Consider the following 15,036-nt stretch of genomic DNA (forward strand, 5'->3'; position numbering starts at 1 on the left):
ATCGAGGAACTGGCGGATCATTTCACCGCATTGCGCTCGCGGGGACGGGGTTACGTTGAAGTGCGACGGCCAGGCAGTGAGTTTCCCCTGCTGACTCTGGGCTTCCAGGATAATCACGCAGTGATCCATGTCTTCGGCGACGCCGAGCGGTCGTCCCTCCTCATCGGCGATGGCACCGCCGCATCGGACGCCTCGGTCCACGTGCCGATCATGGACGATCTGGTCGTGTTCAGTGGCGACTTGGCCCTGGACGTCGATCGCGCATGGATCACCGTGCACCACTTCATCAGGACAGGACGGCCCGCCGAACTGGGCGAGTGGCGCGAACTTTAGGCAGCTCACGCCAATCGAGACACCGTTTTAGTCGGGTAGGTGGCGTCCGGGTTCTTGCGGGCCTCGTCAATGTGACGGGCTACCGCCTCGACGCCGGTGTAGGGGGCGGGAGGACCGGCGGAACTGGTGTCACTCTTGTTGTATTGCAGCGACGGCGTGGCGTCAGGGAAGACTGAACCGGTCTTGGCCCACGTGTTGTAGGCGGCGCTGTCGAAGCGGACCACGCCCTCTTCACCTGCCGCGTCGATCAGCTGGTCGTAACCGGGGAGAGTGAACTTCAGCTCCGGGGTGAACTTGCCAGTCGCTACCCGCTCGCCGGCGGCAACGTCGGGAAGCTTTGGGGTGGAGGACCACAGGTCGAACTCGGTTTTCCCGTTGGTCTTCCAGTCGGCGATGGAGTCTGTACGGCCAGTGAAGAGCCCGGTGTAGCAGGCGTCTTCTGGTTTGGCGGTGGGATTACCCGCGGCCCAGGTGCCTTGGCAGGGAAGGTTTGCCTGGATCTTTGCGGCGGGCTGATTGAAGCGTCCGCCGACCCAATGGATGTCGAGGTTCAGGTCGAAGTCGGCGTAGCGGGTGTACTCGCCCGAGTCTTTCGAGCCGATCTTGCCTTCACCGATGAGGGTTTGTGTGGCGATGAATTCACCCACCAGGTTGAAGCGCGGAGGAAAAATGCCCCAGTCGATGGCGGGCATCACAACGAGGGTTTCCTGGCAGTAGGAGAACCGGTTCTTGATCCAACCTGCAGCGTTGTCGGAGGCAGCGGCCGCGGAACACTCTGCGGGATCCTTGATGTACTCATACTGGTCGGCAGGCTTCTTGCCACCGGCGAACTTGCCGGAAGGGGTGATATAGGTCCGCGGCAGCCATGACGCGCGAGTGTCATCGGCAGCCGCGGCCTTGGGGGCGGAGGGCCCGCGGGTGGGCTTGATGCCGAGGGCTTCGAGGTTGCCGTCCCGCTTCAAGACATCTTGGATCTCCTGGATCTTCGCGGGATCCTTGACGATCTTCGGGTCGGAAATGGTGTAGGAGTCGCCGGGCTGCAGGTTGGTGGGCTTGCCTGCGGAAGCGGTGTCGACGACAAACTCGCGCCACGGCGACCAGTTCAAGTTGTAGTGGGTGCCGTCGTACGAGTTGGTACGGAACTTGTACGTCTTACCGTCGACTAGCTGGCCCTCGGGCACCTTGACCGAAGCCCATTCGCCGGGCTTGACGAAGCCGGAGGTGAGGAGGCCCTCGCCGGCCGAAGTGGTGATGGGCTTGTTGGTGGCGGAGTCGTAGACCTGGAAGGTGCCGTTTACGGTGTCGCCATCGGCATCGGTGAACTTGTCCCGCAGGGTGGGAGTGAGCGTGTCGACACCCCAGATACCGCTGTACATCTCGAACTTCGGCCCAGCCTGCTGAGCAGTGCCGTCACCAGGACGGTAGTTGTAGTTGACCGTCAGCTTCGGCTGGTTTGCCGTGGCATTACGGGAGTTGACCCGCTTCCACCCCTGCGAGGAATCCTCGGCGGCGCGTACGCCCATGTGACCGCGGGTCTGCTTCGCGGACGCCCAGGTCTGCACGAGATCCTTGACGTCGGCCTTGATCCAGCCATCGGCAGTAGCGGTGCAGCCGGTGGCGTGGGCCTTGGTCTCGGTGGACGTGGCGTACTTCTGCTGCCAGGTCGGCTGGCTGGTCCAACGCGAGTCCGAGGAGCCGGCGGTGGTGTTCCACACGTCCCAGGAGTGCGCCTTGCAGTCGGTGTTGCCTGAGTGGAAGTTGTAGAACTCAACCTTCGCCGATGAGATGAGCGCGTCCGCGAACGCTTCGGTGTTCCACGTCATCAGCGTGCGCGCCAGGCGCGGGGTGCCGTCCGTGTTCTTGGTGCCGGGATTGCCCCAGTCGAGCTCGGTCTCCGCGCCGAGATCGGTGGTCTCGCCCTGCTGCACATAGGTGTCGAAGGTGTTACCGAGTGCGGAAGTAGACGGGTCGACGGTGACCGGATACTGAGTGCCTTTGTTGGCCAGGAAGTCGGCGTCCGGCGTGACCTCGAGGTCGATGTTGCCGCCGCCATGGTCGATGACCTTCATGCCGACGCGAGCGCGGTTCTCGTGCTTGCCCGAGACCTTGTCCACGCTTGCGTCCCACATCACCGGAGCGGGCATGGTGGCCTTCTCGACACCAGTTTCGGCGTCGGTGAAGAGAACCGAACCGTCCTTCTGCGCCGACGCCTTGAGACCCTTCGCTTTCAGCGGCAGCGTGTACGTGTAGTTCTCTGTGGTCGGCTTGGCGTCCAACCTCACGAACTGCTCGAAGCCGGTACGGCTCGCCTTCACGATCACGTCCGCGCCAGGCGCGGCGTCCTTGTACGTGGCGGTGGTGCCAGCGAGCACAGGCTTGGGCAGGCCCCCCTTCCACTGCAGGGTCACCTTCTCCTCGCCACTGCCCAGGGTGACCAGGTCACGTCCGGCCGCATCCTCGGTCGCCCGCAATGAGCGTGCGGGAGTGCCGCCCCCCTTGCGGCAAGCGTGAGTCCTTCGGGGTGCGCCTTCGCCCGGACACCGCCGTCGGCGGTCGTCGTCAGCGTGGCGTCCACATCAACCCACTTGCCATCCCGTTCGATCCGCTCCGGGCCGGTGGTGACCTCCGAAGTCAGCGTGCCATCGGGATTGGCGTAGGTGAGATTGGTGGGTGTGGTCGCATTCGGGACCAGAGTCCTCTTGCCGGTCTTCTTTGCCTCGGCGAGGCCCCAGGGAATACCGCCCTTGCTGTGCTTTTGCGCCCAGGTCAGGTCCGGTTCAACGGTCCTGACATCAGCGGGCCGCTGTGCCTCAGTAGTCGAAGTGGCGGCGGGCTGGACCGCCGACGTGGCGCCGGCCTGCCCTGTCATCAGGGCGGCTTCTGCCGCCAGCAACATGGCTGCAATAGCGGCTACTTGAGCGTGGCCGCGTTTCCGCCGGGACTTCCGCCCCGGTATGTGCGTGGACAACTCGTCAGTCCTTTCAGGTCACGCCGATCTGGCGTGATCACCGCAGGACTGTAGGCATCGAGTAATGGGCATAGTGGACAGGACAACTGACTTCCTGTGAGCTCCTTCCCGCGGTTGCTTGGAGGATCAACCAAGATCAATGCCTAACACCGGGAACCGGGAAGGGGGTTGTGCGTACCCCCGCGAGGTTGTCATGCCGAATGCGAGGGGAGTTCGTGAAGGTAGGTGCTACTAGGTCGGTAACGCTCGCCAAGGGGAGAACACCCCATAACGGGGGACGCGTAAGGATAAATGCGCGGATGGCAGCAGAGGTGGAGGGTGGTACGGCACCTCGCCTTCCGGCGGGTTGAGGTTAGGTAGGCGGGCTTCGTCGCACCTGGGGAGTTTCACGGCGCGTCCTCGTCATTTCCTCCGGCTCGATGGCCCCTCAAAGTCAGCAACGATCCTCCGGACATCTTGATCCTGTGGGGCGATCTCCTCGACTGTTCCATGGACGCAGGACCGTCAGGCGTGGCGCTTGTAGTAGGCGATGGCGTCGGGTGTGCGGGCGGTGCCGTAGACGCGGAGGAACTCGGCGATCTCCGGGTACGCCTCGTCCAGCTTCTTCGCGGCGTCGAGGAGGTCGCCAGCGCCTGCCACGGCCCGGAGTTGGGCCTGGATTTCGCGTACGGCGCGCTTGACCGCCATGTCAGCCGGGGGCTCGGTGCGGCCCTGGGCGGGCACCAGGAGCGTTGAAGTGTCCTGCTTGATCTCTTCCATGCGGGCGACGGCGCCGGCCCGGTCGATGTGGCCCGCGGCCGCCTGTTCCGCGAGGTCGCGCAGGAGCGCCAGGCGGTGGGCTACTTCGGGGCTGCGGCTCTTGGCGCGCTGTGCGTTGATGAGTTGGGAGACCATCGGCTCGGACACGCCGAGGATCTTGGCGAGGCGGCCCTGGGTGAGGACGAGGTCCTGCTTGATCCGGCGGAGCAGGACGTCCAGGGCTCGCCGTACAGCCGTCGCTGGATGTCTCTGTTCCTGGCGCGGTCCTCCTGCTGCTGGGTGTCCACCTCTGCCCTTCCCTGACGAGTGCGCTCGGCCGGGGCCTGGTGAGCTGGCGCCCGGATGTTCAACGGCCGGTACGGGCCCGGAGGTCACGGGTGCCCGGCGCCCGACTGTGGGTGCAGGTTTCCGGTGTGGTCGCTCGGCGGGGTGGAGTCGACAAGCGGGCCGTGACGCCGGGCGATATGAGACCAGTTGTGCCGATCATGACTATTCGCATGATGAGCGGCGCCGCGCTGGCCGTACTGGTCGCGGGCGTCACGGTCCTCGGTGCCGGCACGGCGTCGGCCGCCAGCTACCGCTGCACGACGTCGAGCAAGACCGTCGATCTTCCCGGTTCCACTGCCACCTGGGATGACTTCGACTTCAAGGTGACGAGCTGCGCGAAGCGGGAGGGGGCTACGGCTACGCGAAGGTCACCGTGGACATCGACGGTCCGCCCGGCTTCGCCGACTACCCGATGGTCCACGACGCCCGCGGGGTGGCTCAGGTGAAGAGGTCCGGGTCCGGGGCGGTGGTGAAGTCCGCGAACGGGTACGGCCTGGAAGGGCGGATGAACAACCTCGACGGTTACGGCAACACGCGCTACGCGAGCCCGACGGTGAAGTACCGGCCCCCGGTCGGCACGCGGTACACCGGTGGCGGCGTCCTGCAGGTCGACTGGAAGGACGACGGCGCCGGGTTGCGGTCGTACAGCTTCTCCGCCTCGCCGGCCGTCTGAGCACAGGTCGACCTGCACGGGGGTTGCTGGACGGGGCCGAGGGCTCCAAGGCCTGCGGCCCCGTCGTGGTCAGAAACCAGGAGCAACCCTGCAGGCTGCATGAGTTGGTTTCGCAGTCTGTTCACATTCGATCGCCGCGGACCGACAGGCTTAGGGCCTGTCCAGCGGATCTTGCCCGGCTCTCCCCAAGCGCAGCCGGTGCTGCGGCACTTGACGGCGCTTCCGATCATTCGGGTCGACACCCGTTCCAAGCTGCGGGTTGCTCCGTTCCGGCAACGCCGAGGCCCCATTCTTGCCGGATCGAGCCCTACGGGTCCATGCCGCGTGCTGACACATTGATCAAGAGCTGGTCAACGGGAGGGCACATGAGGCGGAGACGTTCGCTGCGTTTGAAAGTTGTCGGCCTGGCTTGTGTTCTTGCTGCTGGGAGTGGGTGCACCAGTGGTGAGCCGTCGTCGCCCGGTGCGGAGATGTCTGCCGAGGCCCGGTCCTATCTGTCCAAGGCGCTGAACATCATGGAAGACAACGCCTTGCGTCGGGACGACGTCGACTGGACGGAGCTGCGGCGGGAGGCCTTCTTGCAGGTCGGCAGCGCCCAACATCCGGGAGACACGTACCCTGCCATCGCCACGGCGGTCAGCGCGCTGGGAGATGGGCACAGTGAGTTCTTCAGCCCCGACCGCGCGAAGGAACTGGACAGCGACACGCCGGTCCGCTCGTCTGTCGAGGGGCGGGCCCTGCCTGGGCGTATTGGGTACGTGCAGCTTCCCGGGTTGCGGGGTTCCGAGCAGATCTACAAGCGGTACGTACGGGAAGGCCGGACGGCCGTAACGCAAGCCAATCGGCCGACCGCATGTGGCTGGGTGATCGACCTGCGCCGGAACAGCGGGGGCAACATGTGGCCGATGCTCGCTGTCGTCGGGCCGATCCTCGGAGACGGGGACGTCGGAGGGTTCATCGACGCCAATGGCAAGAAGGACGTGTGGTCGATCGAGAAGGGGAGCCCTCGCCTTGACGGGGAAACGATGGGCTGGGGTGCGAGCGCGCCCGTAGGCGCGGGATCAGCACCGGTCGCTGTGCTCACCAGTCGTTCTACTGCCAGCTCCGGGGAAGCGGTGACCGTGGCATTCCGCGGACGCCCTGACACGCGGTCGTTCGGCGAGCAAACGGCAGGTGTCCCCACCGGCAACGCGCCGCATCGGCTGTCCGATGGGGCCGTCCTCAATCTCACCCAGGCCAAGGACGCCGACCGCACGGGCCGCACCTATGACAGCCCGATTCCGCCCGACGAAGAGGTAGTCGACAACCCGGGCCGCAGCAGCAAGGGGGATCCGGTGCTGGAAGCTGCCACAGCATGGTTGTCGGCGCAGCCTGCCTGCAAGTAGGGGCGCAGAGGGCCCCTCGGCCGGGTCCGGTTGATTATGGGCGGAGCCAGAGTCGGATCGCGGTGAGGGTGACGGTGCCGTGGAAGACATAGGCGCGTTTGTCGAACCTTGTGGCCACGGCCCGGGAGTTCTTGAGTGCGTTGATCGTCCGCTCGACTTCGTTTCTGCGCTGGTAGATCGTCTTGTCGAAACCGGACGGCCGACCGCCCCTGCTCCCGCGGGCCTGGCGGTTGGCTCGCTGGTTCTTCGGTTCGGGGATGGTGTGCTTGATCTGACGTCGCCGGAGGTAGCGTCGGTTTCGCCGGGAGGAATACGCCTTGTCTCCGCCGAGGTGGTCGGGCCGAGTCCGGGGACGCCCACCGTCCGCCCGGGCGCGACCCGGATGCGCTCCATGACCGGGATGAACTGCGGGGCATCGCCCCACTGGCCTGGAGTGATGAGCATGGCCAGCGGGCGACGTCCTCCCTCGCCGGCGAGGTGGATTTTGCACGTTAGACCGCCCCGGGAGCGACCGAATCCCTCGTCGGGGCGGTGCTGCCGAGGCGTGCGTCTTTTCCCCGCAGCCACGGGGCCTTCTTGCGGGCTCCGGCGGCGTGTTGATGGGCCCGGCAGGAGGTCGAGTCGATGCTCACCATCGACCAGTCGATGCGAGCTTCCACGTCGGCATCGGCCAGGACGGCTGCGAAGAGTCTGTCCCAGGTGCCGTCCGCTGACCAGCGTCTATGCCGCTCGTACACAGTCTTCCACTTACCGAAGCGTGCGGGCAGATCCCGCCATGGCACCCCGGTCCGGTTCCGATACAGGATCCCGTTGATGATCCTGCGGTGACTGACCCAACGCCCGCCGCGCTGACCAGACTTCGGCAGTTGCGGCTTCAGCCGTGCCCATTCTTCGCTTGTGAGATCTCCCCGCCCCATGGACACGCCAACGAACCAGCAGTCGAACGGTCACATGATCCGCCGGACAGGCCCTAGGCCGCCGGTTGACCGCCACTCTGTCCTGGCCCGGGTTAACTCGTGGCGATGCGTGCCTTCTTGACCTTGTTGCCGCAGGTGTTCATGGAGCACCAGCGGCGGTTGTTCGCGCGGCTGCTGTCCAGGAACAACCCTGCACACCCCGGGCCTTCGCACTTCTTGACCCGTCCGCGGTCGGGACCCCCAAGGACCCGGATCGCATCGGTGGCCAGTACGCCCAGCGCGTCCCGGACAGGTGCGGCCTTGGTCAGGCACCATTCGGCGCGTTCGTCTCCCAGCGCAGGCTTCGCATGTCCGGCGGCTGCCGCCGCGTTGAGTGCCCGGGCATCGGCGGCATCCGGCCGCGCACCCGAGGCGATCGCCGCTCCGGCGCGGTAGATGGCCTCGCGCAGTGCGACGGCCCGCTTCAGTTCGGCCGGCGCCACGTCTGCGACGCCGAGCCCCACAGCTTCCAGCCACAGCTGCAGCAGTGCAGGCCCGGTCAGCCGCTCCCGCGGCGACGCACCGGCGCGATCGCTGAGCGTGGCGGTGAACCGGAAGGCGAGGACCTCGTTGTCCAGCCGGAACAGCCGCCGCACGTCCTCGGTCATCCGACCCTCCGCAGTGAGCGACCACATGCAAGGAACCGCTTCAGACGGTTCGGGCCGATCGTAGCTCCATGCCATTCTTGAACCACTTCAGACGGTTCAACGGGAAGGGTGATGGACGTGGGCAGCATTGCGGTCATCGGTCTGGGGGCCATGGGTCGCCCCATCGCCCGCAACCTCGTGAAGGCGGGCCATGACGTCGTGGTGTGGAACCGGTCGGCCGGTCCGGCGGACGAACTCGCCGCAGCCGGCGCCCGGCGCGCCGTCTCGGTCAGCGAGGCGATGCAGGCGTCGGTGGTGTTCTCGGTCCTCTCGGACGACCGGGTCGTCGCCGAGACGTTCCTCGACTCCGACGTCCTCGCCCACACGCCCGGCACGACGGTGCACGTCAACCTCGCCACGGTGAGCACGGACCTCGCCCGCCGCGGCGCACGCCGAGCACGGCATCGGCTACGTCGCGGCGCCCGTCTTCGGCCGCGTCCCGGTCGCCGAAGCCGGGGCGCTCAACGTCCTGGCGGCCGGCGAGCCGAGGCTGCTGGAGTGCGTGCAGCCGTACTTCGATGTGATCGGCTCGCGCACCTGGCGCCTCGGTGACCGCCCGGAGCAGGCCAACATCGTGAAGATCCTCGGCAACTACCTGATCGCCTGCGCCATCCAGTCCCTGGGTGAAGCCGTGAGCGTCGCCGAACGCGCCGGCGTCGACTCCGGCCATCTGGTCGAGCTGCTGACGTCAACGCTCTTTCCCGGTGCGGTCTACACCGCGTACGGATCGATGATCGCCGAACGCCGTTACCAGCCCGCCGACTTCACCACCGCCCTGGGCCGCAAGGACCTGCATCTCGCCCTCGACGCGGCAGTCGCCCAAGGCGCTTCGCTGCCGATCGGTGAACTCCTGCGCACGGTGTTCGACCAGGCCATCGCGGACGGCCGAGGGGCGGACGACTGGGCGGCGATTGCGGAGCAGCAGCTGCGCTGAGCGCACCTGGCATAGGCGCTCGCCCCGCAATTTTTTCTACCTCGGTTCGTCGCCGCCCCGCCGTTCCGGCAGGCCGGGTCGGTCCGGCGGTTACGGCCGTGGGGCCGCTGCGTCGCGGGGTGAGTTCGTGCTTCCGGTGACGCTTACTTCGGCGCTTTTTGTTGTGGTGGGTTTCGTTGATCTCGGCATGTCCGCGCAGCTGTTGGCGGAACTCGGCAGGCGGGGCGTCGCCGTATCGTGCCCGATCCAGGGTGCGAGGCTGTCGAACTCCCTGGCGGGCCGGGGCATCTTGGGGCGTGGGTGGGCCGGTTTCGGCAAGATTCTTGCCTTCGGTCTCGCCTTGCTGTCCCGTGTGGCGGGGGTGGGTTGTGGGTTGGCTGGGTCAGGGGCTGTTCAACGGGGGTGTGTGTGCCGGTGGTGTGGGGGGTGGGGTGTGTTGGGTTTGGGTGCGTGCGGTGGTGAGGAGGTGGTGGCCTTGGGGGGTCATGAGGCCCGGGTGCCAGGGGGTGGTGGTGTCGAGGGTGACGGTGACGTGGTGGATGCCTTCGATGTGGCCGACTTTGTGTTCGATGGCTTGCATGATGGTGGGGAGGGCCATGCAGAAGGGTGCGGTGAGGCTGATGCGCACCGTGGCGTGGCCGTCGGGGGTGAGGGTGACCTGGCGGATGAGGCCGAGGTCGATGAGGCTCATGGGGCGTTGCCAGGATTGGCTGCAGGGGTCGTAGGTGTCTTGGAGCGCGGCGTGTATGTGAGCGGTGGTGGCCGTGGTCTGCGCGGGTGTGCTCATGAGGCGTCCGCCCACTGCTCGGGGCGCAGGGCGCGCCAGTGGGTCCACATGGGGCGGTTTCCTCCGTGTTCGGCCCGGGCTTTTGCGAACTCGTCGTCCTTGATCCGCTCGGCCGCCTGTGGCAGGTCGATGCCGGCGATGCGGGCGTAGTTGCCGGCGAGGAATGCGGCGCGTTGTTCGTGGGTGATTTGTTCGAGGCCGTAGCGGTTGAGGATGTGGTCGGGGAAGGTGAGGCGGGCCATTTTTTCCAGGATGGGTTGGGGGTGGAAGTGCAGGGCTCCGGAGGCGTAGATGATCTTCTCGGCTCCGCCGAGGGAGATCATTTGGGCGAGGGCTTCTTCGACGTAGCCCATGCCGTGGGCGAGGACGGCGGAGGTGATTTCGAGGTTGGCGTAGACGTTGGGCAGGCGCATCAGGGCCATGGCGACTTCTTCGACGAACGGCGGGAGGCCGGCGTGGACGATTTCGAAGGAGAGGTCGAGGTGGCGGATGGCGACGGTTTCGAGGTCGTCGATGCCGAAGGGGCCCAGGGGGACGAGTCCGTTGGGGACGATTTTGTGCAGGGCGATGATTTTGATGCCGAGTTCTTGGGCGAGTTCGAACAGGGGGGTGAAGGCGGGGTCGTCCAGGCGCCAGCTGAGGTCGGGGGAGCCGGCGTTGGGGTACATCTTGATGCCGATGGTGCCGGGTATCTGGGCGACTTGTTCGCGCAGGTCGCGTAGGCAGGTTTCGATGCCCAGGGCGGGGTTGATCCCGGCGTAGGGCACGATGCGGTGGGGCCAGCGTTCGGCCAGGATCCGGTTTTTCTCGCCGTTGCACAGGCCGTCTTCGAACACGGAGTCGATGCGCAGCCGGTGGTTGACCGCCATGTCGACGTCGGACTCGGTGAACAGGGTGTGGGCGAGCAGTTCGGGCGGCCAGTCGGTGCAGAAGGCCTGGCGGGGGACGGCGGATCCTTTCGTGGCGAAGCGTTCGTGCATGCCCCAGAGCATTTCCCGCAGGGCGAAGGCGTGCAGGTTGGGGGAGTCCCCGTCCTTGCGCAGGTTGTCGTCCGCCACGTTGTAGGGGTGCACGGTGGCGTCAATCACGAACATGTTGTCGATCAACTGGGTCTCCCGTAGCGGCGGTCGGCGTCTGGTCGGCGGGCCGGTGGGGAGAGTGTGCGGGCGTCGTCTTCAGCGGGACTAAAGCGCCATCGGGGAGGGTGCGGTCACCGACGGAAGGTGACCTTCGATGTTTTCTGCCCTGGGCTCCGCACTGCACGCGCGGCGGCGCGTCGGCCTGCTGCTGGCCGGGCTCGCCGCTGTTTTGGCCGCTGTGTTCGGCGGCACGGTGGAGAGCAAACTGACCAACGGGCTGTCCGATTACGACGATCCGGGCGGCGCCAATGTCGCGGCCCGCCGCATCATCGAGCAGGCCACCGGGGTGGATGCGCAGCAGGGCTATGCCGTGCTGGTGCGGACCGGTGCGGTGATCGACGGGGACGGGCCGCTGCCGGCGTCGGTGGCGGCGGCGGTGGCGCTGCTCGAGGCCCGGCCCGAGGTCAGGGGGGTGGTGGACTACCGTTCGGCGGCGGGGGCGGGTCTGGTCTCCGACGACGGCCGCAGCACGGTGGTGGTGGGTGCGGTGGGGCCGATGAGCCACCGGGCCACCATCGCCGCCGAGCGGGAGCTGCAGGAGGCGATCGAGGACGATCCCGCGCTGCGCGGGAGGGCCTGGCTGGGCGGTGCGACCCCCGGCCATGTGCAGATCGACGAGGTTTCCGGCAAGGATCTGGCCCGGGCGGAGGCGCTGGCGCTGCCGTTCATCCTGATCCTGCTGTTCCTGGTCTTTCGCGGGGTGGTCGCGGCGCTGCTGCCGCTGGCCGGCGCGCTGGTCACGCTGCTGCTGACGTTTGCGGGACTGCGGGTGGCGACCGTGTTCATGGAGGTGTCCTCGGGCGCGTTGAATCTCGCGTTCGCTCTCGGGCTGGGCCTGGCGGTGGACTTCGGGCTGTTGATGGTCTGCCGTTACCGCGAGGAGCTCGCGGTGCACGGGCCGGGGGTGCAAGCGGTGCGCAACACCGTGGCGAGCGCGGGGCGCACGGTGTTCTTCAGTGCGCTGACGGTGGCGGCCGCGCTGGCCGCGATCACCGTGTTCCCGCACCCCTATCTGCGGTCGATGGGTCTGGCCGGGGTGATCACGGTGATTGCGGCAGCCCTGTTCGCGCTGCTCGCGCTGCCGGCGCTGTTCGCCGTGCTGGGCACCCGGGTCAACGCCCTGGCGCCGCGCCGCTGGCAGCGCGACGGGGCGCGCCAGGCGCAGGCGGGGCGGCGCTGGCACACGATCGCCCACGCGGTGATGCGCCGGCCGGTGCTGGTCGCCCTGGCCGCAACGGGCCTGCTGGTGCTGGTCGCCGCGCCGGCGGCGGGCATCCGCTTCACCGGCGCCGATCCCTCCACGCTGCCGGCTTCCACCAGCGCCGGACAGGTGGCGCGGGCGTTGGAGCGCGACTTTGAAAAGCCGCCCGCCGCGCCGCTGCAGATCGTGCTCGACACCCCCTCGGCCGACGGGACGATCACGGCCTACGCCCGCCGGGTCGCGCAGGTGCCGGGCGTGGAGTCGGTGGCCGCCCCGGTCCGGCTGGACGGGCGGCACTGGCAGATCGACGCGGTGCTCGCCGGCGCCCCGCTCGGTGACCGGGCCAAGGACGCCGCGCAGGCCGTTGAGGACCTCGAGGCACCGGTCCGCGCGCGCTTCACCGGGATGACGGCCGACTTCCTCGCCCAAAAGGCCAGTATCGGCGCCCATGTGCCGCTCGCCGCGGCGGTCCTCGCCGTGATCACGCTGCTGCTGCTGTTCGCCTTCACCGGCTCGGTGCTGCTGCCGCTGAAGGCGCTGGTGATGAACACCCTGTCCACCGCGGCCGCGCTCGGCTTCCTGGTCTGGGTCTTCCAGCACGGCAACCTGGGCTTCGCCGCCCAGAACGGCATCGAGGCCACCACCCCGGTGCTCGTCTTCGCGCTCGCCTTCGGCCTGTCCACCGACTACAACGTCTTCCTGCTCGGCCGGATCAAGGAGGGCCGGCAGGCCGGCCTCAGCGACCGTGCGGCGGTGGCACAGGGGCTGGCGCGCACCGGCCCCGTGGTGACCTCGGCCGCGGCCCTGTTCTGCCTGGCGGTGGGCGCGCTGGCGCTGTCGCGTCTGGTGTTCGTCCAGGAACTGGGCCTGGGCACCGCGTTCGCCGTGCTGATCGACGCCACCGTGGTCCGGGCCCTGCTGGTGCCCTCCCTGATGGTGCTGCTCGGCGCCGCCAACTGGTGGGCCCCGCGCCCGCTGCGCCGCCTGTATGCGCGCCTCGGGCTCGACCGCATCGAGGCGCAGCCGCCCGCCCCGGCGGCCGGCGACCCTGCGGCCCGGCCGCTCGAACAGCGGCCTGCCGCGCGGGTGACCTGAACCCGGGTTCCCGCCGCCCACCGGCCCGGGCCCCGCCCACCGAGCGGGCCCGGGCCGCGGCATGGGCAGGATCCCCGCCCCCGTATTTACGCTACGACAGTTGCGTAAATACGGGGGCGGGCCTACGCTGAATAACGAAACAGCCGTATCGGAATGGGGGTGGGCCCGGCCCGCCCCGACCCAAGGGAGCCGTTTTTCATGACCACCCCCGCGCGCAGAGGCCGGCCCCGCAGCGAAGGCGCCGACGGGCGGATCCTCCAGGCCGCCCATGCCCTGCTGACGCAGCGGGGGTATGACAGGTTCGCCATCGACGAGGTGGCCGCCCGGGCCGGCGTGGCCAAGACGACGCTCTATCGCCGATGGCCCACCAAGGACCACCTGCTCGTCGCGCTGGTGGCCCGGATCCAGGACGAGGTGGAGGTCGCCGACACCGGCGACCTGCGCCGCGACCTGACCGTCTACCTCGGCGCCGTCGCGCACGGCCTGGAGGGGATGCGCCGCGTCGGCCGGGAGGCGGCCGCGGCCGACCGCTCGGCCGGGGTGGTGGCCGAACTGGTGGCCGCCGCCGCCCGGCACCCGGACGTGGGCGAGGCCGTCCGCGCCCTGTTCGCCCGGCGCAACACCCTGCCGCTGCGGCTGCTCGACCACGCCCGCGAACGCGGCGCGCTGCCCCCTGCCACCTCGTCCGAAGTGCTCTTCGACCAGCTGGCCGGAGCCCTGTACTACCGGCTCCTGATCACCGGGGCGCCGATCGGCGCCGACTACGTCGAAGAACTCGTCGACCAGGTACTGACGCAGGCCGCCACCCCCCACCCAGAGAGGGCCTGACCATGTCCGCCACCTCCTCCGCCCCCGCACACACCCCCCAGCCGCACACCCCCCAGCCGCACATCCCGCAGGCGGGTGCTCCGCCCCGGCGGCGACGGCGCCGGATCCTGCTCGCGCTGGCCGCCGTCGCGGCCGTGCTGGCGGGCTATGCGGGGTGGACCCACACCCATCCGGTCCGCCTGACCGCGTCCATCGAGATCGAGGCCCGCCCCGAGCAGGTCTGGGCGGTGCTCACCGACTTCGACGCCTACCCGCGCTGGAACCCCTTCATCACCGAGGCCGCCGTCACCTCCGGCGACGGCCTGCGCCCGGGGGCGACGATGCGCAACCGCCTGGAACACGAAGGCGAGGCCACCACGTTCACCCCGACCGTCCTGGAGGCGAGCGCCGGCCGTGAACTGCGCTGGCTGGGCAAGGTCGGGCCGGGCTGGATCGCCGACGGCGAGCACTCCTTCGTCATCGAGCGCACCGGACACGGCACGGTCCGCCTCACGCAGAGCGAAAAATTCACCGGCGTCGCGGTGCCCTTCGTCACCGGCAGCCTCAACGACGAGACCCTGCCCCAGTTCCGGGCGATGAACAGCGCGTTGAAGCAGCGGGTCGAGCACCTCGCCGCACGCTGAGCCCGAAGCGGACGGAAACCAAAAGAGCGGGGGCCGCGGCGCACCGCCGCGGCCCCCTTCGGTTCCCGCCCGCCAGACCGCCAGCCCGCCAGCCGCCAGAACGTCAGCCGCCAGAACGTCAGCCCGCAGCCTGCAGTCCGCAGTCCGCAGTCCGCAGTCCGCAGTCCGCGGTCCGCGGTCCGCGGTCCGCCAGACCATCAGATCGCCCGGCCGCCGGTGACCCGGCTCTCGGGCGGTGTGGGGTCACCAGGTCACGGGCAGGGAGGCGATGCCGTGTACCAGCATGCCCTCGGGGCGCCGCAGTTCCTCCTCCGCAACGGCCAGGCGCAGCGTCGGGAAGCGGGCGATCAGCGAGCCGATGGCGATCTGCAGCTCCGCGCG

The 15,036-nt window shown here is 68.4% G+C and carries 13 protein-coding genes and 2 pseudogenes; 8 read left to right on the forward strand and 7 right to left on the reverse strand.

Annotated features, from left to right (window positions below; genetic code table 11):
* Nucleotides 1–333: hypothetical protein (locus tag BLT97_RS37010; protein ID WP_218137351.1), on the forward strand; the 333-nt coding region annotated here is incomplete at its 5' end.
* A 5-nt stretch (nucleotides 334–338) separates the two neighbouring features.
* Here the strand turns inward: BLT97_RS37010 and BLT97_RS37015 are convergent.
* From BLT97_RS37015 to BLT97_RS37020, 3 genes are all read right to left on the reverse strand, one after another.
* Entirely contained in the window at nucleotides 339–2,741 is a 2,403-nt protein-coding gene (locus BLT97_RS37015; RefSeq protein ID WP_245769753.1) for a DNRLRE domain-containing protein, read from the reverse strand.
* Nucleotides 2,738–3,229, reverse strand: coding sequence for a hypothetical protein (locus tag BLT97_RS38840; RefSeq protein WP_245769754.1), 492 nt, complete (start codon nucleotides 3,227–3,229; stop codon nucleotides 2,738–2,740). Before BLT97_RS38840 ends, BLT97_RS37015 begins: the two co-directional genes overlap by 4 nt.
* Nucleotides 3,230–3,805: 576 nt before the next feature.
* A complete protein-coding gene (locus BLT97_RS37020; RefSeq protein ID WP_245769755.1) occupies nucleotides 3,806–4,207 on the reverse strand; it encodes a DNA-binding protein in 402 nt (133 codons plus the stop codon).
* Between the two features lie 553 nt (nucleotides 4,208–4,760).
* On the opposite strand from BLT97_RS37020, the gene BLT97_RS37025 reads away from it, so the two are divergent.
* Nucleotides 4,761–5,060: a hypothetical protein gene (locus tag BLT97_RS37025; RefSeq protein WP_093618447.1), complete on the forward strand. Its 300-nt coding sequence runs from the start codon at nucleotides 4,761–4,763 to the stop codon at nucleotides 5,058–5,060.
* A gap of 470 nt (nucleotides 5,061–5,530) precedes the next feature.
* Nucleotides 5,531–6,445, forward strand: a complete 915-nt coding sequence (locus BLT97_RS37030) for a S41 family peptidase (RefSeq protein ID WP_093618449.1) — start codon at nucleotides 5,531–5,533, stop codon at nucleotides 6,443–6,445.
* A 34-nt stretch (nucleotides 6,446–6,479) separates the two neighbouring features.
* Here BLT97_RS37030 and BLT97_RS37035 read toward each other — a convergent pair.
* Nucleotides 6,480–7,362 (reverse strand): annotated as a pseudogene (locus BLT97_RS37035) (IS5 family transposase).
* A gap of 92 nt (nucleotides 7,363–7,454) precedes the next feature.
* Nucleotides 7,455–8,009, reverse strand: coding sequence for a CGNR zinc finger domain-containing protein (locus tag BLT97_RS37040; RefSeq protein ID WP_093618451.1), 555 nt, complete (start codon nucleotides 8,007–8,009; stop codon nucleotides 7,455–7,457).
* 150 nt (nucleotides 8,010–8,159) lie between these two features.
* On the opposite strand from BLT97_RS37040, the pseudogene BLT97_RS38845 reads away from it, so the two are divergent.
* A pseudogene (locus tag BLT97_RS38845) lies at nucleotides 8,160–8,526 on the forward strand (NAD(P)-binding domain-containing protein); the annotation flags it as partial.
* Nucleotides 8,527–8,550: 24 nt separating this feature from the next.
* Nucleotides 8,551–8,982, forward strand: coding sequence for an NAD(P)-dependent oxidoreductase (locus BLT97_RS38850; protein ID WP_245769757.1), 432 nt, complete (start codon nucleotides 8,551–8,553; stop codon nucleotides 8,980–8,982).
* 382 nt (nucleotides 8,983–9,364) lie between these two features.
* Here BLT97_RS38850 and BLT97_RS37055 read toward each other — a convergent pair whose 3' ends face one another.
* Nucleotides 9,365–9,769: a metal-sulfur cluster assembly factor gene (locus tag BLT97_RS37055; protein ID WP_093618453.1), complete on the reverse strand. Its 405-nt coding sequence runs from the start codon at nucleotides 9,767–9,769 to the stop codon at nucleotides 9,365–9,367.
* Nucleotides 9,766–10,875, reverse strand: coding sequence for an amidohydrolase family protein (locus BLT97_RS37060; protein ID WP_093618455.1), 1,110 nt, complete (start codon nucleotides 10,873–10,875; stop codon nucleotides 9,766–9,768). Before BLT97_RS37060 ends, BLT97_RS37055 begins: the two co-directional genes overlap by 4 nt.
* Before the next feature lie 127 nt (nucleotides 10,876–11,002).
* On the opposite strand from BLT97_RS37060, the gene BLT97_RS37065 reads away from it, so the two are divergent.
* From BLT97_RS37065 to BLT97_RS37075, 3 genes are all read left to right on the forward strand, one after another.
* The gene (locus BLT97_RS37065) at nucleotides 11,003–13,204 is read left to right on the forward strand and encodes an MMPL family transporter (protein ID WP_093618457.1); all 2,202 of its coding nucleotides are present in this window, start codon (nucleotides 11,003–11,005) and stop codon (nucleotides 13,202–13,204) included.
* Nucleotides 13,205–13,402: 198 nt separating this feature from the next.
* Nucleotides 13,403–14,032, forward strand: a complete 630-nt coding sequence (locus BLT97_RS37070) for a TetR/AcrR family transcriptional regulator (RefSeq protein WP_176954034.1) — start codon at nucleotides 13,403–13,405, stop codon at nucleotides 14,030–14,032.
* A 2-nt stretch (nucleotides 14,033–14,034) separates the two neighbouring features.
* Nucleotides 14,035–14,655, forward strand: a complete 621-nt coding sequence (locus BLT97_RS37075; RefSeq protein WP_093618461.1) for an SRPBCC domain-containing protein — start codon at nucleotides 14,035–14,037, stop codon at nucleotides 14,653–14,655.
* The last annotated feature ends 381 nt before the right edge of the window (nucleotides 14,656–15,036 follow it).

The organism is Streptomyces indicus (genome assembly GCF_900100315.1).
Classification (GTDB): Bacteria; Actinomycetota; Actinomycetes; order Streptomycetales; family Streptomycetaceae; genus Streptomyces; species Streptomyces indicus.

Excerpts from the sequence above, each read along its gene's own strand:
- BLT97_RS38840 (WP_245769754.1), bottom strand. The coding sequence starts at position 3,229 with ATGTTGCTGGCGGCAGAAGCCGCCCTGATGACAGGGCAGGCCGGCGCC.
- BLT97_RS37030 (WP_093618449.1), top strand. The coding sequence starts at position 5,531 with ATGTCTGCCGAGGCCCGGTCCTATCTGTCCAAGGCGCTGAACATCATG.
- BLT97_RS37040 (WP_093618451.1), bottom strand. The coding sequence starts at position 8,009 with ATGACCGAGGACGTGCGGCGGCTGTTCCGGCTGGACAACGAGGTCCTC.
- BLT97_RS37055 (WP_093618453.1), bottom strand. The coding sequence starts at position 9,769 with ATGAGCACACCCGCGCAGACCACGGCCACCACCGCTCACATACACGCC.
- BLT97_RS37065 (WP_093618457.1), top strand. The coding sequence starts at position 11,003 with ATGTTTTCTGCCCTGGGCTCCGCACTGCACGCGCGGCGGCGCGTCGGC.
- BLT97_RS37070 (WP_176954034.1), top strand. The coding sequence starts at position 13,403 with ATGACCACCCCCGCGCGCAGAGGCCGGCCCCGCAGCGAAGGCGCCGAC.
- BLT97_RS37075 (WP_093618461.1), top strand. The coding sequence starts at position 14,035 with ATGTCCGCCACCTCCTCCGCCCCCGCACACACCCCCCAGCCGCACACC.